Annotated in this window: 23 protein-coding genes and 1 pseudogene; 13 read left to right on the forward strand and 11 right to left on the reverse strand. The window is 43.4% G+C overall.

The window, feature by feature from the left end; all coding sequences use genetic code 11:
• Positions 1-349 precede the first annotated feature (349 nt).
• Positions 350-1,006 (reverse strand): nitroreductase family protein, encoded by a 657-nt coding sequence (locus tag IQO02_RS18940; RefSeq protein WP_010432463.1) that lies wholly within the window; start codon positions 1,004-1,006, stop codon positions 350-352.
• Positions 1,007-1,295: 289 nt separating this feature from the next.
• Complete coding sequence (locus tag IQO02_RS18945; RefSeq protein ID WP_010432464.1) at positions 1,296-2,162, reverse strand: hypothetical protein; 867 nt, start codon at positions 2,160-2,162, stop codon at positions 1,296-1,298.
• 572 nt (positions 2,163-2,734) lie between these two features.
• On the opposite strand from IQO02_RS18945, the gene IQO02_RS18950 reads away from it, so the two are divergent.
• From IQO02_RS18950 to IQO02_RS18960, 3 genes are all read left to right on the forward strand, one after another.
• Positions 2,735-4,624, forward strand: a complete 1,890-nt coding sequence (locus tag IQO02_RS18950; protein WP_016787508.1) for a PTS mannitol transporter subunit IICBA — start codon at positions 2,735-2,737, stop codon at positions 4,622-4,624.
• Positions 4,625-4,817: 193 nt separating this feature from the next.
• Positions 4,818-5,966 carry a mannitol-1-phosphate 5-dehydrogenase gene (locus IQO02_RS18955; RefSeq protein ID WP_010432469.1) on the forward strand — a complete coding sequence of 383 codons (1,149 nt, stop codon included), beginning with the start codon at positions 4,818-4,820 and terminating at the stop codon, positions 5,964-5,966.
• 50 nt (positions 5,967-6,016) lie between these two features.
• Positions 6,017-6,553 (forward strand): MltR family transcriptional regulator, encoded by a 537-nt coding sequence (locus tag IQO02_RS18960; RefSeq protein WP_022571110.1) that lies wholly within the window; start codon positions 6,017-6,019, stop codon positions 6,551-6,553.
• A 289-nt stretch (positions 6,554-6,842) separates the two neighbouring features.
• On the opposite strand, the gene nagB is transcribed toward IQO02_RS18960, so the two are convergent.
• Together nagB and IQO02_RS18970 are read right to left on the reverse strand one after the other, a co-directional pair.
• Positions 6,843-7,643: a glucosamine-6-phosphate deaminase gene (nagB, locus tag IQO02_RS18965; RefSeq protein ID WP_010432474.1), complete on the reverse strand. Its 801-nt coding sequence runs from the start codon at positions 7,641-7,643 to the stop codon at positions 6,843-6,845.
• Positions 7,644-8,192: 549 nt separating this feature from the next.
• Positions 8,193-8,546: a DUF413 domain-containing protein gene (locus tag IQO02_RS18970; RefSeq protein ID WP_010432477.1), complete on the reverse strand. Its 354-nt coding sequence runs from the start codon at positions 8,544-8,546 to the stop codon at positions 8,193-8,195.
• Between the two features lie 154 nt (positions 8,547-8,700).
• Here IQO02_RS18970 and IQO02_RS18975 point away from each other — a divergent pair, with 154 nt between their 5' ends.
• On the forward strand, positions 8,701-9,594 hold the full coding sequence (locus tag IQO02_RS18975) for a LysR family transcriptional regulator (RefSeq protein WP_010432478.1): 894 nt from the start codon (positions 8,701-8,703) through the stop codon (positions 9,592-9,594).
• A gap of 218 nt (positions 9,595-9,812) precedes the next feature.
• Here IQO02_RS18975 and IQO02_RS18980 read toward each other — a convergent pair whose 3' ends face one another.
• Complete coding sequence (locus tag IQO02_RS18980) at positions 9,813-10,016, reverse strand: hypothetical protein (RefSeq protein ID WP_010432480.1); 204 nt, start codon at positions 10,014-10,016, stop codon at positions 9,813-9,815.
• 234 nt (positions 10,017-10,250) lie between these two features.
• On the opposite strand from IQO02_RS18980, the gene IQO02_RS18985 reads away from it, so the two are divergent.
• From IQO02_RS18985 to IQO02_RS18995, 3 genes are all read left to right on the forward strand, one after another.
• The gene (locus IQO02_RS18985; protein WP_016766903.1) at positions 10,251-11,699 is read left to right on the forward strand and encodes a DNA-3-methyladenine glycosylase 2 family protein; all 1,449 of its coding nucleotides are present in this window, start codon (positions 10,251-10,253) and stop codon (positions 11,697-11,699) included.
• Between the two features lie 64 nt (positions 11,700-11,763).
• A complete protein-coding gene (locus IQO02_RS18990) occupies positions 11,764-12,246 on the forward strand; it encodes a methylated-DNA--[protein]-cysteine S-methyltransferase (protein ID WP_016766904.1) in 483 nt (160 codons plus the stop codon).
• Positions 12,247-12,474: 228 nt separating this feature from the next.
• Positions 12,475-12,861: a hypothetical protein gene (locus IQO02_RS18995; protein WP_016766905.1), complete on the forward strand. Its 387-nt coding sequence runs from the start codon at positions 12,475-12,477 to the stop codon at positions 12,859-12,861.
• On the opposite strand, the gene nhaD is transcribed toward IQO02_RS18995, so the two are convergent.
• Positions 12,858-14,297, reverse strand: a complete 1,440-nt coding sequence (nhaD, locus tag IQO02_RS19000) for a sodium:proton antiporter NhaD (protein WP_016766906.1) — start codon at positions 14,295-14,297, stop codon at positions 12,858-12,860. The two genes, IQO02_RS18995 and nhaD, sit on opposite strands and share 4 nt — an antisense overlap.
• 109 nt (positions 14,298-14,406) lie before the next feature.
• Here nhaD and IQO02_RS19005 point away from each other — a divergent pair.
• The 3 genes and pseudogenes from IQO02_RS19005 to IQO02_RS19015 all read left to right on the forward strand — a co-directional run.
• Positions 14,407-14,633 (forward strand): annotated as a pseudogene (locus tag IQO02_RS19005) (YjiH family protein); the annotation flags it as partial.
• A 780-nt stretch (positions 14,634-15,413) separates the two neighbouring features.
• Positions 15,414-15,800: an MAPEG family protein gene (locus IQO02_RS19010; protein ID WP_010432496.1), complete on the forward strand. Its 387-nt coding sequence runs from the start codon at positions 15,414-15,416 to the stop codon at positions 15,798-15,800.
• Positions 15,801-15,808: 8 nt separating this feature from the next.
• Positions 15,809-16,339 (forward strand): hypothetical protein, encoded by a 531-nt coding sequence (locus IQO02_RS19015; protein WP_010432498.1) that lies wholly within the window; start codon positions 15,809-15,811, stop codon positions 16,337-16,339.
• A gap of 32 nt (positions 16,340-16,371) precedes the next feature.
• Here the strand turns inward: IQO02_RS19015 and IQO02_RS19020 are convergent, their stop codons facing one another.
• Together IQO02_RS19020 and IQO02_RS19025 are read right to left on the reverse strand one after the other, a co-directional pair.
• On the reverse strand, positions 16,372-17,007 hold the full coding sequence (locus IQO02_RS19020) for an START domain-containing protein (protein ID WP_010432500.1): 636 nt from the start codon (positions 17,005-17,007) through the stop codon (positions 16,372-16,374).
• A 282-nt stretch (positions 17,008-17,289) separates the two neighbouring features.
• The gene (locus IQO02_RS19025; RefSeq protein ID WP_010432507.1) at positions 17,290-17,766 is read right to left on the reverse strand and encodes a YHS domain-containing (seleno)protein; all 477 of its coding nucleotides are present in this window, start codon (positions 17,764-17,766) and stop codon (positions 17,290-17,292) included.
• A gap of 109 nt (positions 17,767-17,875) precedes the next feature.
• Between IQO02_RS19025 and IQO02_RS19030 the strand changes: the two genes are divergently transcribed.
• Complete coding sequence (locus IQO02_RS19030) at positions 17,876-18,700, forward strand: AraC family transcriptional regulator (RefSeq protein ID WP_016766909.1); 825 nt, start codon at positions 17,876-17,878, stop codon at positions 18,698-18,700.
• A 203-nt stretch (positions 18,701-18,903) separates the two neighbouring features.
• On the opposite strand, the gene IQO02_RS19035 is transcribed toward IQO02_RS19030, so the two are convergent.
• Both IQO02_RS19035 and IQO02_RS19040 read right to left on the reverse strand, forming a co-directional pair.
• Complete coding sequence (locus tag IQO02_RS19035) at positions 18,904-19,944, reverse strand: acyltransferase (RefSeq protein WP_016766910.1); 1,041 nt, start codon at positions 19,942-19,944, stop codon at positions 18,904-18,906.
• A gap of 122 nt (positions 19,945-20,066) precedes the next feature.
• Complete coding sequence (locus IQO02_RS19040; RefSeq protein ID WP_016766911.1) at positions 20,067-21,023, reverse strand: AEC family transporter; 957 nt, start codon at positions 21,021-21,023, stop codon at positions 20,067-20,069.
• 285 nt (positions 21,024-21,308) lie between these two features.
• On the opposite strand from IQO02_RS19040, the gene IQO02_RS19045 reads away from it, so the two are divergent.
• Both IQO02_RS19045 and IQO02_RS19050 read left to right on the forward strand, forming a co-directional pair.
• Positions 21,309-21,902 (forward strand): TetR/AcrR family transcriptional regulator, encoded by a 594-nt coding sequence (locus IQO02_RS19045; RefSeq protein ID WP_010432517.1) that lies wholly within the window; start codon positions 21,309-21,311, stop codon positions 21,900-21,902.
• Positions 21,903-22,104: 202 nt separating this feature from the next.
• On the forward strand, positions 22,105-22,953 hold the full coding sequence (locus IQO02_RS19050) for an alpha/beta hydrolase (RefSeq protein WP_010432519.1): 849 nt from the start codon (positions 22,105-22,107) through the stop codon (positions 22,951-22,953).
• A gap of 154 nt (positions 22,954-23,107) precedes the next feature.
• Here IQO02_RS19050 and IQO02_RS19055 read toward each other — a convergent pair whose 3' ends face one another.
• Entirely contained in the window at positions 23,108-25,648 is a 2,541-nt protein-coding gene (locus IQO02_RS19055; RefSeq protein ID WP_016766912.1) for a glycosyl hydrolase family 18 protein, read from the reverse strand.
• Positions 25,649-25,866: the final 218 nt, after the last annotated feature.

The raw sequence follows: 25,866 nt of genomic DNA on the forward strand, positions 1-25,866 counted from the left end.
TTAATATCGGCAAGGGTTTGTGTCATTATGACTTTTTTATATTTGTTGTCTTAATAATCCTTTAGTGTCATTTTAACTCGCGCGAAATTGTTCTAGGTATTGGTATGCTTATGGATAAAGATAGATGAAACTGAGCCTCTATAAATATGACTAGTTGATTGGGAAAATCAGTAGCAGATACAAAAAAGGCCAGACAAGTGTCTGGCCAAAATATAAGGCAGTACGTTTAAGCATATTAAATGTAGTCATAACTAAAATTGGCGTTATAACTAATATTGGTTTTAAAGCTAAAATTGGTTTTCACACTAAACTAAATGAATGGTTCATTTAGCAAGGTTGTTCGTATCAACTAGAGAGTTGTTACAACTTGATCAACCGCTAGACGCGCTTTTGGTTTACCGTAGTTATAATCTTCGCCATCTTTGTGGTAACCAATCGCCAATGCAACATCAACAACATGACCATCTAACTCATCGGCAAATTCTTCACTGATCATTTTTGCGTCTACACCTTCCATCGGTGTTGAAGCGATGCCAAGACGAGCTAGCGTGTGCAGTGTATTACCAAGTGCGATGTAAACTTGAGATTTAGTCCAATTGCCGTTAAAGCCTTCTTCGTCTGTGTTCATTTCAGCGAATGCGTAAGCACCTAAGAACTGCTCGTACATTTCAGCGGGTAGGTGACCAGAACTGACTTCTGTGTCAGCACGTTTTGCGAATTTTTCTTTAGTGTACTTAGGGTCGTGAGCAAACAAGATCGTGTGTGACGCTTCTTTCGCATGTGGTTGGTTAAACTGGAACATGTTTTCGAAAGTATTGTGGAAGCGCTGTTTTGCTTCGTCACTCTCAATGATGATGAACTTCCAAGGCTGAGAGTTGATAGAAGAAGCTGACAAGCGAAGAGCTTCTTTGATTACTTCCATATCTTCTGCTGATACACGTTTGTCGGCATCGTATTTTTTAGCAGTGTAGCGAGTGTTCAAATCTGTGATGATTGGATGAGTCATGTTGGCTCCTAATATCTATAAGAATAAATGTTGTAGGGTTTAATGTTCAGTGACGTCAACAATAAACGGACAGCTCAGTTAAATCGAAACCTTTTATAAAGTCGTTTAAATGGCTATCGAACATGCCCCAAATACCGAATTACTGTAGTAGCTCGAGTCGATGGGAGTAAGATAATAGAAGAGTCGCTTGAGAAAAATAGCGAACATATCAAATCACTATGGTAGTTAAAGTCCATAATAAGCGAATTAATGTGATCTTGATTAGCTATGGTGTGCGAGTTTCAGTGACTTAATACGCCTTTATTCCATATTCACGCAATAATGGCGGTAATACCTTGTCGAGATTGGGAATATCTTCTGGGCAGATTTCGATTAAACCAAAACCATGCTCCTCGTAAATTTTCTTAGTGGCAATGCGCTGGTCTTGATCTATTGACCCATAATCCGTTCCCCAGAACTGAATGTACACCTTGCCAGTTGGCAGGTAGAAATCGCTCATGACTTCTTTTGCGATTGGGAGTGGACGTTCGTAGGCGTGGACTACTCCTGCCATATAGAGCCAGTTATCTATGATCAGCTCACCTTTCGACCTAACATAGTGTCCGTCCAAGCTTCGGTGTTTTGCTTCGAACTTCTGACGAAAGCTAGAAAACGAAGCGTCGGTAGAATGGCTTTCGGCGTCGTGACCTAAAAATTCGACAACAGATTGCTTTAAGCGCTTATTACGCACCAAAGAGTCGTGCCACACCACAAACAAGTTTTTTGTTGCTTTATCTTCTCTCTGTTCACCACCGGCTTTTAAACCCGTAGAAGTCACATGCCAGCCATCTTCTTCTTTGGTTATCCAACCAAGCTCATTGAGTAGCAGGTTAATTTTCTTCGCGCTGAGTTGAAAAGCGTTGCCCAACTGAGTCGCGGTTAGCGTTTTACCAGAGAATGAATCTAAGTCGATGAGCAGATTCTCCGGCCATACAATAAAGATACCAAATTTTTTGTGCTCTACATATTCCCCTCCAAAACTTTCACCGCGCTCAGTGAGCACCCAACGTTCTTGCGATCGCACTATATAGCCAGCACTTTTTAGATCACTGAAGAGAGTTTTAGGTTCCACCCCTTTGTGTTTGGCGAGTGCTGATGTGGAGATTTTTTCTGGCATAGTTTTTCTCAAATAGCAGAGCAACCTGCTGGTTGGTGTTGAAGGGGAATTAAATAAATAGCATTTGAGTAGCTAAATACCATATCACATCCATCTAGTGTTCACTGCAGCGCTCTGGCCTGTAGTTTTAATAGTGCGCTATGTCTCATTTCATTTGAAGCTTAGGTTTTGTTTTTGTAATTAAATTACAAAGTCAAGTTTTTGGTTCGTACTGATGCATATGTATTGAGCATGATACGCTGTTATTTTGCTCACTAATTATAGATTTTAGATACCCTATTTTATTAAGTGTGATATTGATCACTATTTATTTTTAAGTATTACAAAACAAAATGTGATCAATATCACTCGATAATGAGTGTTATTCCCATTTACATTGCTTTGTAATTTAAATTCATACCATTTTTGTGATCTAAGTGGCTATCGATAACCCGAAAGTGTTTTTTGTGTGTGACCACTGTCACTAAAATTGCCTCAAGGTGCATTTTCGAAATGTTGTGATACATTTTAATCGACTTTTGAATAAACACTTTCGGTCATTTGACCAACCAATACACTACGGGGTTCTACCTATGTTATCACCAGAAGCAAAGATTAAGGTTCAAAACTTTGGTCGTTTCTTATCCAATATGGTAATGCCAAACATCGGCGCATTTATTGCGTGGGGTTTCATTACTGCACTATTTATTCCAACAGGTTGGTGGCCTAACGAAACGTTAGCATCAATGGTTGGTCCTATGATCACATACCTACTACCGCTATTGATCGGTTACACCGGTGGTAAAATGGTTGGCGGCGACCGTGGAGCGGTTGTTGGTGCAATTACAACGATGGGTGTCATCGTTGGTACAGATATCCCTATGTTCATGGGTGCAATGATTGTTGGTCCACTAGGTGGTATCGCAATTAAGAAATTCGATGAAGCTGTTCACGGTAAGGTGAAGAGCGGTTTCGAAATGCTAGTGAACAACTTCTCTGCTGGTATCATCGGTATGATCTGCGCAATCATCGCGTTTGTCGTGATTGGTCCTGCAGTTAAGATTCTATCTGGTGGTCTTGCGGCCGGTGTTAACGCAATGGTTGAAGCAGGTGCTCTTCCTCTAGCTTCTATCTTTGTTGAACCTGCGAAAATTCTTTTCCTAAACAACGCAATTAACCACGGTATCTTCTCTCCACTAGGTATCCAGCAATCTGAAGAGATTGGTCGTTCAATCTTCTTCCTAATTGAAGCTAACCCAGGTCCTGGTTTTGGTCTTCTACTTGCTTACATGGTATTTGGTAAAGGTAGCGCGAAACAGTCTGCTGCTGGTGCATCTATCATCCACTTCCTAGGTGGTATCCACGAGATTTACTTCCCGTACGTACTGATGAACCCACGTCTAATTCTTGCTGTAATCGCAGGTGGTATGACGGGTGTATTCACTAACGTAATGTTTGATTCTGGTCTTATCTCTCCAGCATCTCCAGGTTCTATCTTCGCAGTTTTACTGATGACGCCAAAAGGTTCTTACCTAGGTGTTGTACTTTCAGTAATCGCTTCAACCGCTGTGTCTTTCATCGTAGCTTCAATCCTACTTAAGACTTCAGCTCAAGGTGACGACGAAGATTCACTAGAAAAAGCATCAGCACAAATGAAAGACATGAAAGCGTCTTCTAAAGGTGCGGTATCAGGTGCAAACGTGAACCTAGCTAATGTAGAAGCTGTGTACGTAGCGTGTGATGCGGGTATGGGTTCAAGCGCAATGGGTGCTGGTCTACTACGTAAAAAAGTAGAAACAGCAGGCCTGAACATTGTGGTAACTAACTATGCAATCAACAACCTACCAGCTGATTCGCAAATTGTTATTACACACAAAGACCTAACAGACCGTGCACGTAAAACCGTACCAGGTGCAATGCACATGTCTCTTAACAATTTCCTAGATGGCGCTGTATATGACCAGTTGGTTGTAGACCTTGTAGAAGCACAAAGCGGTGAAGCGAAAGTAGTAGCACCTGCGGCAGCGGCTCCAGCACAAGAAGGCAACAAACTTGCTCTGACTAACGACAGCATCTTCCTTGGTCTAAAAGCGACTCAGAAAAAAGACGCGATTAAGTTTGCTGGTGACCAATTAGTAAAACTTGGCAATGTGTCACCTGAATACGTAGAAGGTATGTTTGCTCGTGAAGAGCTTGTGTCTACTTACTTAGGCGAGTCTATCGCGGTACCACACGGCACAATCGAAGCGAAACAGTACGTACAAAAAACCGGCATCGTTTTCTGTCAATACCCTGAAGGCATTCAGTGGGGTGAAGATGAAGATGATATTGCGAAGATGGTTATCGGTATTGCAGCACAAGGCGATGAACACAACATGGTGTTGATGGCTATTACCAATTCACTTGATGACGAAGAAGCAGTGGAATGCTTACAGAACACAACTAACCCAGATGATGTTCTACGTATTCTAAACGGAAATTAATACGCTCTAGTCAAGCTCCTGAGTGAAGGAGGCCGGTGTCCCCCCACTGGCCTCATTTTCGGTCTTACTCTTTATCGGTTTAATAAAGATTCAGTCTGTATAGCTTACTGTTTAATGCCTAGAACCTAATTGGAAAGGGCATGTTGTTGAGTAGTTAGCTATCTAGATTCAAATATTTATAAGGTCTAAAATTATGAAAGCGTTACATTTTGGTGCAGGTAATATCGGTCGTGGTTTCATTGGTAAGCTTCTTTCTGATGCTGGTATGAAGGTTACGTTTGCAGACGTAAATGAAACGGTTGTTAATGCGTTAATTGAGCGTAAAGAATACCCAGTAAAGATTGTTGGAGAAGAGTGTGTTGTTGAGATCGTTAAAAACGTAACAGCAGTGAACTCAGCGACAAGCGCTGTGGTGGATTGCATTGCTGAATCGGATCTTATTACAACAGCGGTAGGCCCAACGGTTCTCAAGATTATCTCTAAATCTATCGCGCAAGGCATTGAAAAACGTGCTGCTGCTGGTAACACTGCACCAATGAACGTAATCGCGGCAGAGAACATGGTTCGTGGTACTAGCCAACTTAAAGCTGCAGTATTAGAGCACCTTTCTGATGAAATGAAAGCCTTCACTGAAGAGCACATTGGTTTCGTTGATTCAGCGGTTGACCGTATTGTTCCACCGGCAGAAGCTGGCGAGACAGACCCTCTAGCAGTAACGGTTGAAACGTTCAGCGAATGGATTGTAGATCAAACACAATTTAAGGGTGATATCCCAAACATCCCAGGAATGGAATGCACTGATAACTTAATGGCTTTCGTTGAGCGTAAACTGTTTACTCTTAACACTGGTCACCTAGTAACGGCATACCTTGGCGTTCTTGCGGGTCATGAGACAATCAAAGACTCTATTGAAGACGACGTAATCCGTGCTGAAGTAACAGCAACAATGGAAGAGAGTGGTGCTGTACTTATTAAGCGTTACGGTTTTGATCCTGAAGCTCACGCTGCATACATCCAAAAAATCCTTGGTCGTTTTGCAAACCCATTCCTACGTGATGAAGTAGATCGTGTTGGTCGTCAACCAATTCGTAAGCTGAGCCCACAAGATCGCTTGGTTAAGCCACTGAACGGCACATTAGAATACGGCCTTCCAAACGCTCACCTAGTAAAAGCGATTGCGGCAGCGTTCCATTATAAGAACGAAGATGACCCTCAAGCGGTTGAACTTCAGGCAATGTTTGCAGAAAAAGGCTTTGCAGAGACATTAGCATATTATTCTGAGCTGAATAGTGACTCAGAAGTTGTTAAACTAGCGGAACAAGCTTATCTAGCATTGAAATGATAAACCACCAAAGTGCCACTCCTGTGGCACTTTCTTATTGCCGAGCCGTTATGCCAATACAAACTAATCATGAAACAGAATTACTCGAAGCACTTTCCGAGGCTGAGAGTGCTGGCGCTTGCCTGATGGCCGCTTATGATGCATTGGATGATACGGTAGATTCGGTTTTAAAAAATATTTTCAAGAAAGACGATACTGCGATTAAGTTCGTTGTAGAACCTCTTCTCAATAGTGGCGGGCCGCTAGGGGAAATAATGATACGCGGAAAGTTGCTTCTGGGGCTTGGCGTGATCAGTAAAGAGCTTTATGACGACTTAGAGATTTTCGTGACCTTAAAAGAATGGGCGAAAATACAGGGTGATGACACCAGTTTTACTGAAGTGGATATCATCTTTGAGCTAAACAAAGTACATGCTATTCAGCGTATTATGCCTATTGAATACGACCCTGAGATGGTGAAAACCATGTCTGGTCCAATGTTAGAAATGTTCTTGGGTCGACATAACCAGAAAGTGAAATCCACGATCGTTTTGGCTATTACAGACATCATTAACACCTTGTGCCGAGATAACGCGCTGAGTTCTTAGTTTTTGCTATTGAGTTCATAGCTTGAAGCTTTCGCTTGAGCTTACACCTAAAGTGTTTATCTAGCTTTAATTCGTTTTATCCATCTTAGAATATACCGTCATTGCGGTTTCTCTTGTTTGAGAAATCGCTTTTTTGTTTCTGTAGCCTGTTTAAACGAGCTTGTCGCTCTATTATCGATCCTGTTACTCACCTCCTCAAATTGCAGATACAAAAAAAGCCACATTCTGTGGCTTTCTCTATTCAAGACGCTCTTTCTATTAAAAACGCCTTTTTATTCAAGACAATCGATTATAGGTCTTGGATGTTTTCAGCTTCTAGCTCTTGGAAGTAGCGTAGAGTCTTAACTTTTAGCTCTTGTTGAGCTGGCTCATCAGCAACGATGATAGCTTTACGGTGCATCTGTAGAGCGGTAACAGTCCACATGTGGTTTACAGAACCTTCGATAGCCATTTGAAGTGCTTGCGCTTTGTTGTGTCCTAGAGAAAGGATCATTACTTCTTCAGCATCTAGAAGAGTCGCAACACCGATAGTTAGTGCGTATTTAGGCACTTGGTTAATGTCGCCATCGAAGAAACGAGAGTTCGCGATACGAGTGTCTTCAGTTAGCGTTTTGATACGCGTGCGTGAAGACAGAGAAGAACCTGGCTCATTGAATGCGATGTGACCGTCGATGCCTACGCCGCCCATGAATAGGTTGATTTTACCGTATGAGCGGATTTTCTCTTCGTACGCTGCACAGTGTGCATCTATGTCGTCAGCTTTGCCATCAAGAAGGTTGATGTTTTCAGCTTGGATATCAACGTGGTTGAAGAAGTTCTCGTGCATGAATGTGCGGTAAGACTCTGGGTGGTTAGGGTCGATGCCAACGTACTCATCCATATTGAATGTTACAACGTGCTTAAAGCTTACTTCACCAGCTTTGTAAAGTTCAATTAGCGCAGCGTAAGTAGTTAGAGGTGTGCTACCAGTAGGAAGGCCTAGTACAAATGGACGCTCGGCAGTCGGAGCGAATTTGTTGATAGAATCTGCGATATGACGAGCAGCCCATTTACCTACTTTTGCTTTGTTGCTTAATGGAATAAGTCTCATTGATTTTGCCCCTAGAAATTAAATTTTATAGTGTTCTGAAACATTAATTCGCATTATAAAATAAGTTGTCGTGTTCTGCTATTGTTTTAGGTCAATATTTTACTTTTTTCATTGTATTTGTGACTAGATCTCTCAGAATTGCATAATTATTGTATGGATATTTGGTGGCGTTAAACAAGATTAATACGTTTGTCATATAGCATAATATTGATTCAATTCAGCGTCTGAAAGGGTCGATAAGCTTGATTTGTTTGTGTACTTCGATGCATTAACAGGCCGCTAGAATAGAGTTCAGGCAGAAAAATAAGGGTGGTAATGTAGAGTGATATTGATTAAAGAAGGGGGGAAGGAGATAAACGTAAATTCTACAGTGATGCAAGTACCGTTGAGATTATGCCTGAGTCGAGGTGTCTCGGTGCTATCGTTATGAATTATTTATATATATTGGTAAAACCAGCCGGGTTAGCTAAACTTAACTGTTGCGAAGGTAAAGTGTGTTGAAGGCAAAAAAAAGCCCAAAGTGATGAGGTATCACTTTGAGCTATTTTACTAATCTTCTAACACTAACTCACTTTCGTATTCTTCCCTAGGCACTTCACCGCGTTTGCAGCCGTTTAGGGTATGAAAGCGACGGCGTCCACGAGCTAGTTGAATGTACTTCAACCAAACACGCTCTAACTTGGACTTAGCCTTATGAGGGTGAGATAGCACTTTAATGAAGTGTTTTTCTTCAGCATTGGTTGGTGTGAGTTCACCAGTTTCAAGTGCAAGCATAGTGTCACCAAACAAGGTTAGGATTTCCTCTTCTGAAAGAGTAAAATCACCTGACTTAGCGAACCCTCGTGGGAATTTAATGGTGTCATAAAAACGTTTTTTTCCGTGTCGGAATTCGGTCTCAGACATATCAGCCTCAGTAATGTGGTTAGATAGAAATTAGTGTTTATTGTTCACGCGAAAATATTGTTAAAAGGCAAAAATAGAAAACAAAACGTTTTTGCCTTTACGATAAACAATCCTAGATCGGCTAGTTAGCAGATTTATTACAGAGATGTATTTGATGGATGTGAAAGTATTTAGAACCTTTCTTGAGGTTGCAAGGGTGCGCCATTTTGGGCGTGCAGCAGAAAATTTGTATCTGACACAGGCGGCGGTGAGTGCGCGTATCAAACAGCTAGAAGGCTATTTTGATACTCAGCTCTTCATTCGTGATCGCAATAACATCAAGCTCACCTCTTCCGGTGAGCGTTTGATTGGTTATGCGGAAGTGATGGTGTCTACCTTACAACAAGCTAAATTTGAGCTGTCGTTGGAGAGTGGTAAAGCTTTGCAGTTAACACTGGGTGGTACACCGAATATTTGGGATGCGTATCTGCAAAATTGTTTGAGTGTAGTAACCGATTCTTTTGGTGGTTATGGCTTTATGGCCGAGGTGATGGGGCGTGAGCAACTCAACCGAAATTTACTTGAACGCACCTTAGATATGGCTTTCGCTTTCGATCAGATCAAAGCGGAAGAGTTGAACTGTAAAAAAGTCGCTGATTTGGTTTTGGTGTTGGTATCAACGCAACAAGATGATCTGGAATCTGTATTCCAACATAAATATGTTTATGTCGACTGGGGAACGCGTTTTGGTTCTGAACACGCCGAGCGTCACCCAAAAGTGCCCGCGCCGTATCTACGTACCTCTACGGCTCGTATTGCCCTTGACTTCATTTTGGAGAAAGGGGGGAGTGCCTACCTACCTGTATCTCTGGTTGAACCTTTTATTGCTTCGGGTCAGTTACACAAGGTTAAAGGGGTTGAAGACTGGTATCGCCCTATTTACTTGAGCTACCGTAAAAGCAGTACTTCAGTTGACGCTATCATGCAGGTTGAGCAATTGGTTAATGAGATTGACCCATCAACGGCGTATACGCTTCAACAAGCAGCTGAGCAAGCTCCAAACGCTTAGTTTTAATTTCACGATGTTTTCATAAAAAATGGCTCCTTGTTAAAGGAGCCATTTTTGTTTTTAAACCAGCGAGAACTTTATTTTTAAATCCGAGATCATCCCATTCTTTAAAACATAAATATTTTCTAAATCAAAGATAAGCTCTAAACCAAATCAAAAGTCAGTTCTAACCCACATAAAAGAAGTTAAGCCTGGTCAATGTGCCTTATTTGGCGGAACTATAAGTTCATTAGATTCTCGATTGACTCTTCAAGAGAGCGAGACATGTACGAATGGATTTGATTTCCATCGGTAGCATCAATTTCGATCATAGAAATTCCGATGTCGGCTTGATCCTCAAGGTAACTGAGAGATTGCTCGACTGATTGACTGGTGAGAATTTGTTGGTTTGATAACACAATTCGACACGTATGAAGATCCATAGCCTTTTTCCTTTTTATCCAATAGGTCTCTGCATCTTAATGTGCTAAGTACCAGTTGTTGACGTTGTTAGAAGTATCCCTTCTACCTATTAAAAATAGCTGAATTGAGTGAAAATAAAACTGTTTTTGTGATTTATTTAACCTTCACTTCCGAAAGTGGCTAGCGGCAATGGCGGTTCGCGGTAGACTTTTAGTTATTGGAAAAAGAGCAGCCGTTAATTAGAAGAGTATGACATGTTAAAAAATATCAATAACAACAGTGTCTTAACTACTGAGCAGTGTAGTTTGGCTCGCTACTCTCGAGATGCTCGGTTTGACGGCATGTTTTTTACCGCAGTGAAAACGACAGGTATCTTTTGTCGACCTATTTGCCCGGCAAGCCCGCCCAAAGAAGAAAATGTCGAATACTTTTCTCATCAAGCTCAGGCTTTGAAAGCGGGTTATCGTCCTTGTTTACGATGTCGCCCTGATAGCGCACCATTCTCACCCGCGTGGAAAGGCGTCGAAACAACGTTTTTGCGTGCTTTACAATTGATCGATAACGGTGCTTTGAATTCAGGCTCAATCGTAGAACTTGCGGCTCGTTTGGGTATCTCAGACCGCTATTTACGAACCTTATTCGACAATTACATCGGTGTGTCACCAAAGCAATACAGCCTATATAGCCAGTTAATGTTTGCGAAGCAGTTACTGCACACCAGTAGCATGAGCATTACTGATGTCGGTTTTGCGAGCGGCTTTAACAGTACACGCCGTTTCAATGATGCCTTTTTAAAAGAGCTGAAGCTCTCACCAAGCCAAATCCGACGCTCTAAACCCAGCAACTACCTGAGTAACCATATCCAACTTTCTTTTCATGGCCCTTTAGATTGGGAGCACCTGTTGGGTTTTTATCGACGAAGAATGATTGAAGGTCTGGAGGGCATCGGTGAAAACTATTATCAACGCACGGTGAATGTGAATGGTTCTAAAGGCTGGTTCAAGGCCACCTTAGTAAAAGAAAACCGCTTAGATATTGAATTTGAGTTGGACGATATAAGCCAATTAAGAAGTTTGATTGCTAACATTCGACGTATGTTCGACCTTGATGTCGATATTGCCAAGGTTGAGGCTTTTTTTATGACCATTGATCCTAACTTGGTTGCCAAGAGTGGTATCCGTATTCCTGGCGTTTGGAGTGCTTGGGAGGCTGGTGTAAGAGCGATTCTAGGGCAGCAAGTCTCAGTAACAGCAGCGATCGGCCAACTCAACTTACTGGTGCGAGAGATTTCTGGTACGCATCAAGCTTCTGTTTTACAAGAGTTGGCTAATTCCCAAGAGTGCTCTGAATTACAACAAATTGCTTATGCATCTGAGAAAGCGTATTTCCCAACACCTAAACAAATAGCTGATGCTGATGTGAGCTTTTTAAGAATGCCGGGAAGTCGTAAGGAAACTTTAAAGCGTTTTGCCGAATACATGGTCGACAACGAAGCCGAACACCCTTCTAAGTGGATTGACCTAAAGGGCATTGGGCCTTGGACGATTCAGTACGCGCTGCTCAGAGGGTTAAGTGAGCCTAACCACCTGTTGATTAGCGATTTGGTGGTGAAGAAGTTCATTGAGCATCGCTCTACGATTAATACAGAGAGTGTTTCGCCTTGGGGAAGCTACGCCACGTTCCACTGCTGGAATCAGTCTTAAAATAAAGAGTGCTCACAAACATCTACAATACACAAACATCTGTAGTACTAGGCTAGGAGATATTATGACTAACCGTTTTACTTATTATGAGAGCCCACTGGGAACCGTGACTTTACAGGGGAACGATGAAGGGCTGCTCGGTCTTTGGTTTGAAACATACACAACCAAGCCAGATCAGTTAGGCGTTCGAGATGATGACTTTCCGATCTTTGAATTGGTTGCCGACCAGCTCAATCGATATTTTTCTGGCGAAGCCATTCAATTTACTGTGCCGATCTCAGCCAAGGGTACACCGTTTCAGCAGTCGGTGTGGCAAGCTCTCACGACGATTCCATACGGTGAAACCTGGAGCTATGCACAATTGGCTGATGCGATTGGCAATCCGAAAGCGGTGCGTGCTGTTGGTCTAGCGAATGGCAAAAATCCGGTGTCAGTGATTGTGCCGTGTCACCGTGTGATTGGTAAAAATGGCAAGCTGACCGGGTATGCAGGTGGTGTCGAACGAAAGCAACGCTTATTGGTTATCGAAGGAAGGGAACAGGAGTAGATAGGTTCTGTAGAGAATGTTGATTGGGCTTTATCGAGAGTGCATTGCTTTTCATGGTGCACAAATTGATATTGAGTACTAATGCCATTCATTGATGTATCGATTTATGGTTAAAAACTCATGGGCTAGGGACGTAAAGAGTGACTTTACAATAAAATTGGCGCTTTCTGGAAAATACTAGTTTAGTTGCATACTATTTAACTATATTCTCCAAGCAAGGATGCTCAAATGAATAGCCGTTATTCACTTATATTCTGCTGCAGTAGCGCATTATTGCTAACTGGCTGCTTAACCGACACGAGTCGCCCCTTCGAAGTACCACAGCTTGTTTTGTTCAAAGGCATGTATGAGAACGCTGAGAATGGCAGCTATTTAGTGTTCGAATCGGGGCAAGTGACTTATCAAACTATGGGTAATACCGTTACCCGCACGTATCGTGTCGAAGATGATTTGATCAACATTAAATTAAATTCCGCAAATAGTCGAGTTGACCCTGGATTGGTAATGCGGATTCAACATCAAGGTGCGGTACTCACCTGCAACCGCTGCCCAGCGATGCAACTAAGCAATGTCTGGACAAGGGTTGAGAAGCCTTTGGGCGAGTTGTCTAATTAGAAAAGAGCGCTGTTAAGCCATAAGTGAGCGACGATACTGACGGCATAACCTATCATGATCACTGGCATCCATTTTAAGTGCCCAAAGAAGGTGTACTTCCCATGCGCTGCCCCCATCAACGCCACGCCTGCTGCACTACCAATAGACAACAAGCTGCCCCCAACACCTGCAGTTAAGGTAATCAATAGCCAGTTACCTATTGACATCTGTGGCTCCATGGACAGCACCGCAAACATCACCGGAATGTTATCGACAATAGCAGACAAGATCCCGACCATGATGTTGGCCCAAATTGGGTCCCATTGGTTGTACATCACACCAGAGGCAAGCTCTAAGTAACCTAACAAACTCAAGCCGCCCACGCACATTACGACACCGTAGAAGAACAATAACGTGTCCCACTCGGCATGAGATACCCTACGAAATACATCAAATGGCACGACTGAACCTAATCTCTTAAGCGCGCCTTCGTCTTTGTTAGCAATCGCCACCGCTTTTTTCTTAGCGAGCGAATTGGGCAAGGTCTGGCGTAGGTAATACCCAAAGAACTGGAGGTAGGCGAGCCCCATCATCATGCCCATTACAGGAGGGAAGTGAAGCACGGCGTGGAAAGCGACCGCGGTACCGATTGTCATGATGAACAAGAAGACGATTCGCCTTGCGCCACGTTTTAACTCGATGTGTTGGTGCACAGTATCGGGCTGAGTGGTTGGAACAAAGTAAGACATGATCAGTGCTGGAACCAAGTAGTTCATCACTGAAGGAATAAATAACGGAATGAATTCGGTAAAACTGACATGTCCAGCCTGCCAAACCATTAGTGTCGTGATATCCCCAAACGGACTGAATGCGCCGCCGGCATTGGCAGCTATCACGATATTCACACACGCGAGGTTAACGAATTTTGGATTAGAGCCTGCGACCTTAAGAACCACAGCACACATCAATAGAGCCGTGGTGAGGTTATCGGCAATGGGGGAAATGAAGAATGCAAGAATACCTGTTAACCAAAATAGAGACCGGAAATTGAACCCTTTGCCTACCATCCACGCTTGCAATGCATCAAATAACCTCCTCTCTTCCATGGCACTGATGTACGTCATGGCCACGAGTAGGAACAGCAGTAGTTCAGCGTATTCTAGTAAGTTATGTTCAAGGGCTTGTTTGGCCACTTCGACAAGGTTGTGTTCTTGGTAAGTGAAACCAATGATAATCCAGATTAAGCCAGCTGCCAGTAACACGGGCTTTGACTTTCTGAGCTTTAGGTATTCTTCCATCATCACCACTATGTAGGCGACAACGAAAATGGTCAGCGACAGGTAGCCAGCAAACGAGTTGGTTAGACTGAGCGATTCCTCTAGCTGAGAAGTGGAAGCAGCTGCTACCGTTGAAAAGAAGAATAGAGAGAGAACAGCTGAAAGCTGGATACCTAGCATGGATTACGCTCCGAAGTTAATAAGTTATTAACACGGGTAAAAGCGTAGACCTAAATAAGCATGTGGGGTGTGATAGATATCTTAATAATTCAATAGATTATAGTGAAAAAGAAAGACGGTGGCGAAAGTATTAGCTTTGATGGATACTCCTGGCAACTCAGGCTTAGCATTGATTGCGTCGCTTCAAAGTACTGATGCTGGCGCGGGGCGATCGTTAACTTCTTCTCTTCAGGTACAGTACTGTTCACCCTTCCAGTTATGGATGGTTATTTGGCGGTAACTTCGTCAATTGGCCTAGCGGTTGCTGTGATGTTTATCTTCAAGTTTGTTGGTGCAATACATGGGACGTATCATGGGACCAATTGGTATTGAAGGTCGCTATATTCCAGTGATGATCGCGATTTCAGTATTGAATGCGTTTGGTGCGATGTTCTTGATGAATATTATTCTATAACTTTTGTAGAATGACAGTTCTCGAAACTTTTTAGGGTTTATGGTAAATGAATTGCCAATGAGACTTTTCAAACGCTAAAAAAAAAGGAAACCCCGTTTGGCTTTCACCAAACGGGGTTTATTCTTTTTGTAGCCATCCTGCTACTGCGCGTTACTAATTTTTCAATAGGTAACTGGTGCTCCCTGCATCATTCCTTGACGTGGCTAAATCCTTTAACCTATCCAATTCGTCGCCTTCCTAGCGGTGTCCTTGCTAACTCGTCATCCTGGCGAGTGGCTCTATCCTAGAGGAAAACTTCCATGCTGATCACTCATCCTAAGTCATCAAATCTTCGTCCTGAAGATACCTAATCCGTTAGGCTTTTTCCTGTTCCTGCCAACTCCCTGTCGACCTGTGTATTAAACACTTTGGAGGCTTTGCTCGCAATTGATGGTAAGAAATAAATGAATACGCTAACTGAAATAAATATGCGTAGATTCATACAAAACAAAGGGTTGGGTTTGTTTTTTAGGTGTTTTCTGCGAAGCTTAATTGTGATCTCTTACGTTACATGTAAGAGATCTCTTACATATTTTCGGGCTCAAATATCATTTTGCATTGACTGCACCAATGAATTGATGGGTAATGTATGACGAATTAACACCAAGTGATAGGGAAACATAATGGTTACAGCACTTTACGCAGCCTTGCTGACGGTCGTCATGATCTGGTTAGCGATCGAAGTTATTAAGCAGAGGCGAGCGAACCTGGTCGCTTACGCCGATGGCGGTGTTGAGTCGTTGCAGATAGCACGCTCGGCACAAAGCAACGCAATGGATTATATCCCCATTACAATTATCTTGATGGGGTTCTTAGAGATGAACGGAGCCAATGTTTGGTTTATTCATGTACTGGGCGTGGCTTTTCTTTTGGGACGTGTGATTCATGCTAAAGGAATTCTAGCGGAAAATTTTAAGGGTCGAAAAGTGGGTATGGTGTTAACGCTTATCTGCATGATCTCTTTGATTGTCCTAAACTTAGCTTACCTACCTTTTGATAAAATGTTCTAGGGAGCATTATGGTATTACGCCTTCCTCCTGCTTGGGCAATTGTCCTTGCAGGTCTGATACTCAACATCATGGCGATTGTTATGTCGAGCTTGGTGTTAGATAAACTTGAAGCGGAAAAAGCGGAATACAACGATCGCAAATACGGCAATGTATATTCGATACAACTAGCCTGGAATACGATCGAAACCCTAGAACGCAAGCGTGAAGCCATTCTAATTCACCTTGATAAACGACCAACAGAAGTGGCTCAACCTGCGACAGTTCTCAATGAAGCGTTGCGCGGCCAGCTCAGGCGCTGGGTGAGTGATGAAGTGCCAACGATTTCGTTGGCTAATTTACCCGAGATTATGGTGTTGATAAACCGTGCTCAAGAAGCACAACGAACACGAATCGACGATTACTATTTGGATAACCTAACCTTGGTTGAGTTAATACAAAGGCTCGATGAGAAAATGGCTTTCTACAAGAATATCGCGCTTTTTCTTCAGGTATTTGGTTTAGCACTGATCTTAGCTCGAGATCTGGCAAGAAGGCCTTAGTGGTTTGCTTTCCACTATTGGCAGTTATATAGCTAGCGAGACTCGCTTGGCAGGTGAGGGTGTTGCTGGCCTTGGTATTTTGGTAGCTGCTCTTTCAACCCTTTAAACGTACTCAGTGCGCTGCCGATCGATAACTTGTTCATCAACCAATTTGGTAATATCCCACCCGCGTTCGCATACGCAGTATAGGTAATGTAGGTATTGCCATTGGTAAGTGGTTGCAATGTCCAAAGTGCGTCCACATCGTAGATTCGAATATACCCTGATTCTTTTGCCAAATAGTTCGAAGCATCCTTAATCGATAAAACAAACTGTCCATCTTCGACGCTGTACTGGGAGTAGGTCACCATATCTCGATTTCTAGCAGGCCAAGGTGCTTTAAACTGGGTGTAGACGATGTTTTCAGTTTCAGAAATTTGCATTAACACTTGGCTTTCAGATACATTGTCTATCCAGTTCGGCACATTGTCGCTATCTTCCAGCAATAACAAAAAACCAGAATAACTGGTCGGTGTTTGCATTTTCGCTCGTATTTCTACCAAGCCTTCACTATGTGGCCTCTTATCAATGACGATTCCATCTTCGCTTTTCACAAATTGCCATGGGGCGGCATAGGTGAGTGTTGATAGAGTGCAAAGCCCGAGTGCAACAATCCTAGCTAATATCATTATTCTTCCTGAAAAAGAAAAGCTTATTTGTCAGAAGTATAGAGTAAAAATGAATTTGATTCGTGCTGAGGGCTTTATGCTTTTCTCTGATTTGAGTGTCACATCGTTGTTTGTTGTGGTGTCACCATTAGTTGACTACTTATCCATAGTTAAATCGTCGACATGAAAACGGAAGCGTTCGGTCGCTTCCGTTTTTATTAATGGGCAATGGATAAACGTTGAAGGCTAAAATGAGTAGTGGACAAATTTATAGGCTAAAACTTGTCGACTAGAGCTTATCGACTAGAGTTTATAAGCTTCGACAGTTTTGATCGTCGTCCAGTTACTGTTGGCATCTTGGATAAATTCTTGTGTATCTTCCAACCATCGTTTTTGTACAGATTTGTCCAAGTTCAGATATAGCTTTCCATCTTCGACTTTCCATGCATTAGGGTCGGTCTCAAACTTCTTGCCCATAGCTACACCAAAGGCACAATAGCCACCGTATTGAGGCGCATAAGCTTCAGGGTTAGTACGAAACTGATCTCGGTTTTCACTGCTTGCGAACTGATAAATAGCGTTCTTATAAGTTGCTGTGAATTTTGATGAGCCTTGAACGGCGCCCGAATCAGTAAAGTAAGCTACTGGGTCATAGCCTTTGATCGCTATGTCATTGCTATCAACGCTCATGTCGATATCTGCTGCCATTAGCGAGAAGCTGGTACCTAGTAACGCTACCATTAGAGTGAGTTTTTTATTGGCTGGTTTGATGTATGACATAACAATTTCCTTGTCTTCTTTGGTTATCTTGTTTGAATAAATTAGCCCACTAGTCCGGTCTATAGAGGGACAAAAGAACTAAAAAGTAAGCGAATCGTTCGGAGGATGCATGGATCTGCTGTCACAACTAATGGAACATTTCTCGATACGTACTGGTGTTTTTTACTCTGGAAATCTGTGTGGTGTATCGTCATTCAAGCCACGACAGGGTAAGGAAGGGCATCTTCATGTGTTGAGCGCGGGGAAGCTGACCTTATCTCGTGCTCACAAGGAAAGTAAGCAACTTTCACAGCCTTGCATGGTGTATTTGCCTAACAGCACGCCACATGCGATTGAAGGGGTGGGGGAGGGGGCAGAGTTGGTGTGCGCGAATGTGGAATATCGAGCAGGGCAGATGAATCCTTTGTTGTCTGCTCTTCCTGATGTGATAGTGATTCCGTTTGATGAAGCACCTAACTTAATTCCAGTGATCGAAGTGTTGTTTCGGGAGTCGAGCCAAGAATCGTCAGGCCAACAATACTTAATGGATAAATTTAGTGATGCATTAATGGCTTTAATTTTCCGTCATCTCATTGAACAACAGAAAATTGATAAAGGGCTATTTTCAGCTCTTGCCCATACTCGACTCGCTCCTGTAATGAACGCTATCCACAGATTGCCTGCTCGTCATTTGTCGGTTGCGGAAATGGCATCATTGGCTGCGATGTCTCGCACTCAATTTATCGAGGCATTTAAGAGAGAGGTCGGTGAAACGCCCGGAGATTACGTACAAAAGTGGCGTATCTCAGTGGCTCAGTCTTTACTGTTACAAAGTAAGCCAATTAATTGGGTGTCTGATGAGGTTGGTTACAGCAGTTACTCTGGCTTCTCTCGTGCGTTTCAACATGTCTCTGGTATATCACCACGTCAATGGCTAAAGGAGATCGAGGGATAACGGTGAGTATCAAATGAAGGTTGTCGATATTTATCTTAGGTTTGTGTAAATATTGAGGTTTGTGTAAATACTTATGATTGTGTAGATATTTAGATGGATGTCGATACTTGAGTTAAGTAAAAACTGCCAGTGACCATGGGTTAGTGTTTTCACTGGCAGATAAATATTGGGAAGAGAGTTTAACGTTTCCGGTGAGATGGCTGTTAGCGAAGCAACCAGCGTTGCAGAGGTGTCTTTTCGATACCCGAAACCAACATAAAGCTCAGGATAAAGGTGCCGAAGAATACAGTGATATCTTTACCGATCTCTGTGATACCTAATATTCCACAAACATTGAACAGCACGATAATAACTAACAAATGGCTGACGTAGATGCCCAACATTCGGTTTGAAATAGAACGAACCCATGCGTAGTTGCCGATATTTGGATTGGCCAGAAGCCACATAAATACACCTACGCCCCATAATGTGGTTCCAAACAAGAAATCATTCATGTTAAACCCGACATCAAAGTTGGTTAGCCATGCAGCTTCGGCAAAGTGGATGAACATGCCTATCGCTAAGAACCCCAAGGCCTTTGTTGACGACACCTTCCATTGATGTTGGCGAATCAGGAAGCCTAAAGTCACCATCAGTGTGCTAAAGAATGGGCCGTTACGAGTGAAGAACGGTGCACTGAGGTCGGTTAAGCTTGTGTAACTGCCTGCCAACACACCATATACGTAAAGTAGAATAGCCGTTGGTAATAGCAGTTTGTCGAGTTTCATCTCAACCATTAAGGCGATGATCAAAACAGCGAACATTAGAGCAGGAAGGAACCATAAGTGAACTAGTCCGCCCTCTAAGAAAGAGTTGAGCGGGGTGTTCATTAGGAAGCCCCAGTAACCTTGGCGTTCGCCTAAGTAACCCAATTCTTCAACCTTAGCGAGGTTGAATGGCATGACCAGACAGATGATGCTCCATACCAACCAAACTTTGAGTAGTGGTTTGGAGTAGTTGATGAAGGTTGTCCAAGGCGACGCTGTGAGTTTAGGTTGGATCAGATAGCCGGAAATAAGAAAGAATAGCGGCACGGCGAAGCGCGCGGCTTGGTTAAGAACATAACCAATCCATGGCACTTCATTGATTTGCCAATAAGTCAGTGCCATTTGGCCATGTAAACCAATGATCGCCAATATAGCAATCACTCGGCCCAACTCGATACTGGCAATGCGTTGTGCAGGCGTATGTTGAACGGAAGACATATCAGATCTCTAAGAAAAATTTCGTAAAATCTAACAGTCTTTATGGCGAATACGTTAGTCCTAAATCAAGGCTTGCGGCCTTAGTTTTAAGGCTTGTGTTGATTATTTGAAGCCTGTCGCAGCTATATTAAATTCATTGCAGTGAGTGCGAATATACCAAGCGTGCAAGTGATAAGAGAAACGACAGTCGTTAGAGCGATAATATTGGCGGCTAAGGTAGAGTTTCCCCCCATCGCTCGCGCCATTACGTAACTTGCGGCAGCGGTTGGCGCGGCGCTCATCAAGAAAATAAGACCAAGATCTAATCCTCTAAAATCGAAGAATATAGCAACTGAAGTAATTAGCAGCGGAGCCAAGACCAGCTTGTATCCCGTAGAGAACCAGGTGGGGCCCTTATCTTTTTTCAGAGATCGTATGTCAAGCGACCCTCCAGTGCATAAAAGAGCCAGTGGTAAGGTCATATTGGCAAAATATTGTCCTGCATCCGACACCATTTTCGGCACTGGAATCGACAGTAAGTAAAACAAGACCCCCATTGCGATAGAGATAATCAGAGGGTTTTTGGTCAGTGTTTTAATAATCACTTGAACGGCTTTATCACCAGACTCTTGACCCTTCGGAGTGAGTGCGATAACCGCCTGAATGTTGTAGAGAACGGTCAGTGATGCGACATAAAGAGCTGCGAGCGCAACGCCGTCGTTGCCGTAGATGTTTGCAACATAGGCGAGTCCAATAATGGCGGTATTAGCTCGAAAGCCACCTTGCACTATTACGCCTTGGTCTTCTGGTTTTTTAAAGGCTATTTTCGTGCTTACCGTGGTAAATATGAAGAACACAAGGTTCGCCACCAAGCCAAAAATAACGAGCTTGCCGCTAGCCGAAAAATCGTGGTTAGACTGAACAATACTCAAAAATAGCATTGCTGGTAGAGTGACCTGAAAGACGACCTTTGATGCGACATCGATGAAGTTGTCATTGATCAAGCCGATTCGCTTGAGCATCACACCAAGAAACAGCATTAGACAGATGGGGCCTGTTACTGACGCCGAAAACGCAAACTGTTCCCAAAGTGTGTTCATTATTTTTCCTTTGTTGTTTAATTGAGTCGTTACTTTTTGAATAACTGAATAACTGAATAACTGAATAACTGAATAACTGAATAACTTGGCGCTGCTTCGATCAATTTTTACTTCGATCAATTTTTACTTCGATCAATAGCTGCTTCGCTCAATATCCTTTGAATACTGTCGCATTTTTCCACAATTCTTTGATAAGAGAAATTAAATCCCTGCGGTTAAGCAAAAAACTTTGAAAAAAAGTACGAACGTGCTAAAAATAATCATCAGATTTATCATTGGTGAATAATGAGCAAAGGAAAGATAACCAAAGAGTATATTTTGAGCCATGCATTCGCGCTTGCGAGTGAAAATGGTCTCGAGAGTTTAACGATTGGCGAATTAGCCAAGCAGTGTGGTATGTCTAAGAGTGGATTGTTCGCGCACTTCAACTCTAAAGAGAACCTACAACTCTCTGTGCTCGAGTATTCCAACGCCATATTCACTGAAAGAGTCATCACGCCTGCAAGAGAGTTGGGAGATGGTGACATTGAAGCGAAATTGAAACAGCTGCTCGATAATTGGCTGGGTTGGAATCACTCGTTTCAAGGTAGCTGCATGTTTATTGATGCATGGAAAGATGCAGGCAGCGAAACGTCTGTGATTCAGAAGGCACTGCAGAAAACCATTTCAGTGTGGATTGATTACTTGACCATTCAGGTCGCTAAAGCGATCGAGAGCAAGCAGTTTAGAGTTGATTTAGAACCTAAACAGGCAACTTTTGAGTTATATGGGCTTTATTTGAGTGCTAACTTGTTTTACTCCTTACGAGGTCAGCAAGCGAGTCACACTCATTTCTGGAGTGGCGTAGAACGTTTAGTAGAGAGTTGGAAAGCGGTTTAGATTGCAGACAAGTTTTACTCGAAAATCATTTTATTCGTAAAAAACGTAAGTTTTGCTTTAGTAAGGCTGACCACAATTTTATAGAAGTGGCGGTAAGTGATAATAAATTACCGTCATTTTTTAGATAAACAAATAGCACGGTCGTTCGATTTCTGGGGCCGAGCTCTATCCGCCAAGTTGTATGGCGAAACAAGGACAGGTCATGAGTGACAAAATCTATTTTAATACATCGAACAAATTCAGTTTTAAGCGCAGCTTAATTGGTGCCACGACAAACCTTCACTATATTCTAGCGCCTAGCCATGCGAAGAAAACAGCACGTAAATTGCTGCTGACTCCAATGCGCACCGAGCAAAAGAATGCCGATCCAAAAGGTTTGATTAAAAGTGAGATCAAAGGTCGTGACGGTGTATTGAAGACATACTCTCTGGGTACTGGACCGGTTTGGGTGCTTACTCATGGTTGGTCGGGGACAGCGAGTCAGTTTTTCCCTCTCATGGAACACATCGCAGCCAAAGGCTTTACGGCTTTGGCTTACGATCACCCTGCTCATGGTGGCAGTGATGGTGTACATGGTCATATTCCAGCGTTTGTGAACGGTTTAGAGGCCATTCTAGATTCGGTTGGTGAAGTGGCAGGTTTGGTTGGCCACAGCATGGGCACTGCTTCTGCGTTGGAGTGCAAGCACGTTAAATTGGAAAACAAGCCAATGTTGCTGATCGCGCCTGTGTTGGATTACCTAGAAAACCTATTTGGCAGTGTGGCACGTTCTGGTTACTCAATGAAGCTGTTTGAGGCGGTTGTAGGTGAAGTGGAAGAGCAGTTTAACTACCCAATTCAATCAGTGGATCCTTATGGTAAATTAGCGCTTCGCGAATCGCAGACGATCATTGTTCATGATGAGAAAGACAAGTTCACTAAGTTTGATGTCTCTCAACGTGCTGCCAATGAAATGGATCGCGTCACCTTGATTGCCACTCGAGGCCAAGGTCACGGACGAGTGATGAAGTGCCCGCAAGTATTTGAGAGCTTTGATAACTTAATTGGCTAAACCCAACGAGCATACTTAAAAAGGTCATCAGTATAAAGATCGTTAGCTCAAGGCTAAGAAAATATAAATAAAAAGGCCAATCAGACATTCTCTGATTGGCCTTTGCTTTTAGGGGGTTAGTGGGTGCTTAGCTCGTGTTGAGCTAAATCCCATTTTAGTTAGCACAGCTCGCAGGGCCGATCTCTTTCCAGACGCCCCATTGGCCTGTCGTTGTTGGATCTTCACCGGTTGTCCACCATTTTGCTTCCCAAACCTTACCAGCTTGAGTCACTTGGTCGCCGCCAGTGTAGACTGCACTTGAATCCCAAGCGTTAGTACACGTACCGCCACCTGTGGTTTTCTTAAGAACGTTCACTGAAGTAGCCGCTACCGATGTATCAGTGCCATCGCTGACCGTTACAGAGAAGTTCAGCGTCGTATCTTGCGTGTATTCCGCCGCGACAAAGCTCACTGAAGAACCTTGAATCGTAGCATCAATACCAGCAGGCACATCCCACGTGAAGGTCAATGTATCTTGGTCAGCATCGCTCGAAGCCGAAGCATCAACCACCACTACGTCACCCGCATTAACTTCAGCTGGAGCTGAAACAATCGCAACTGGTGCTGTATTGACTGGACCTGTGTCCTTAGGGGTTACTGTTACAACAACGGTGTCAGTTGCAGTCGCACCTTCGTTATCAGTTACCGTTAGGCTGAACGTGAGTACTTCTTGTTGAGCGACTTCAACCACATCGAAGCTTGCAACTGCAGCATTCGCGTTGGCCAGAGTTACGGCTGTTCCGCTTACTTGTGACCAAGCGTAGCTTGCAATCGTGCCGTCGCTGTCTTTTGAAGCGCTACCGTCTAGAGAAACAGAAGCTGGGCCTTCAACCGATAGATCTGCGCCCGCTGCTGCGGTTGGTTTACGGTTTACAGGATCAGTAGTTCCACCTGCAAGACCTTCATGCATCGCGTTCAGGATATCGCCGTTATCCGCATCAATTTCCCAAGAGAATAGACCCGCAAGGCCAAGGCTACGAACGTATGCGCCTTTTGCTTTTACTGAGCGATCATCATCAAATGTGATTAGCTGACCTGAAGTACGGTTCCAAACGTAAGGCGCTTCTGCCATTTCGTCGTAGCCATATTCAAAGCCGTTGATGCCTTGGTTGTTTGCACCAAGCATGTTCGCTTTAATGCCTTTGTAATCGATAACGCCATCTTCCCATACACCCTGAGCAGAGCTGCCGGTCAGTTTACCATTACCTACGCCAGTCATTGGGTCGCTTGGATCTGAAAGTGATGATGGTAATACGCCTTCCCAACCACGACCGTACATCGCTGTACCAACCACAAGTTTGTTCGCTGGAACACCTTGCTCAAGCAGCAATTGGATGCCGTTGTCTGTGGTGTAAGCAGGGCCCGTGTACTGTTCGCCATTTTCATCAAGGCCTGTGCCATCACATTGCCCTGGGCGCATGAAGTTACCGCAGTTGAGTGCTGTTTGGTGACCTAACACGTTGTTCCAACCGCCGTAGAAGTCGTAAGTCATCGCGAAGATGTAATCCATGTATTGGATAGCATCGCCGTAGTTCACGTCTTCAATCTTGTCGTGACCAACACCGATCGCTGATGTTAGCTCGTAAGTACGATCGTTTTCAGCTTCTAGCTCATCTAGCATAGCGCGCAGCTCTGCCATCAATACAATATAAGCCGGGCCATCATTTACAGGGTCACCGAGATCGGGCGCAGCACCGCCTCCACCGGGGAATTCCCAATCGATATCCACACCGTCATAGAATTTCCATGTGTTGAGGAATGTTTTAACCGATGCGACGAACGTGTCTCGGTTCGCTTTGGTTGTGAAATCGAAGAACGGGTCAGATAGCGTCCAACCACCAATCGATGGAATGATTTTTAAGTCTGGATTGCGCTGTTTTAGCGCCATCATCATTGCGTAGTTACCCTTGATAGGTGAGCTGTATTCGTGCCCTGCTTGAGGGAAACTCTTCTGGAAAGCCGCCCAAGGGTCATGAATCACCACTTCGTAATCGTTAACGCCCTGACAGGCTGTCATGAGTGCGTTGTAGCTGTTACCGCCTACTGATTTCACTGATTCATTAGGGCCACAAATTGGGATGAAGCCATAAAGGATGTGGGTCAAGTTATCAGCGGGTAGGTTATCGACTGTGTAATCACGGCCATAGATGCCCCACTCAACAAAGTAAGTACCTACTACCGTGTTTGGATCTGTGTTGTATGACTTGTTGTTCGGGTCCACATTCATCGAAAGTGGCGCTAAGTGTGAGCCATCGGTATCTGCGATTGTGATCTGAGCGGGTGCACTCTTGGCACAGCCTGTTTCGTCACACGCTTCGATTTCCATCTGAAATAAGCCGCCTTGGCCGTATTCGAATGAAGCTGTCGTTTGGCTGCCAGTTATAGGGCCAGTGGCCACTTTAACGCCATCAAAGTAGATGTTGTAAGTGTTTCCTGACGTTCCGCTCCATTGGTTAAATTTAACGTCGACCTTTGCTTTGTCGTGATATTTAACCATCTGGTTATAACCAGAAGTCGTTTCCATCGCGAGTTCAATTTTAGAAAACTGAAGGTTGTTGGAACCGTACATATCGATGCTAGGTGCTGTTGGAGCGGCTAATGCTGTACCAGATAGCGCTAGAGCAATGCTCGCAGCACAGGTATTTATACGAATCATACTTTTTCTCTCATTCCTTGAAGGTTACGAGAACCAAATGGCCCCATAAACGGCTCCAGTCAGTTTTGAAGGAGCTTCCCAGTCAGTATTCGAGAGAGTTTTAATTTTATAACTGAAAATAAATCCGTTTTCGATGGACAACTAAAAAATAGTATCTCGTTACAATTCTGTTGCTTAATGAGTGAGAGGCTGAGTCCATGTTTTATAAAACAAAACAA

Source organism: Vibrio sp. OPT24, assembly GCF_015163545.1.
Taxonomy (GTDB): domain Bacteria; phylum Pseudomonadota; class Gammaproteobacteria; order Enterobacterales; family Vibrionaceae; genus Vibrio; species Vibrio cyclitrophicus.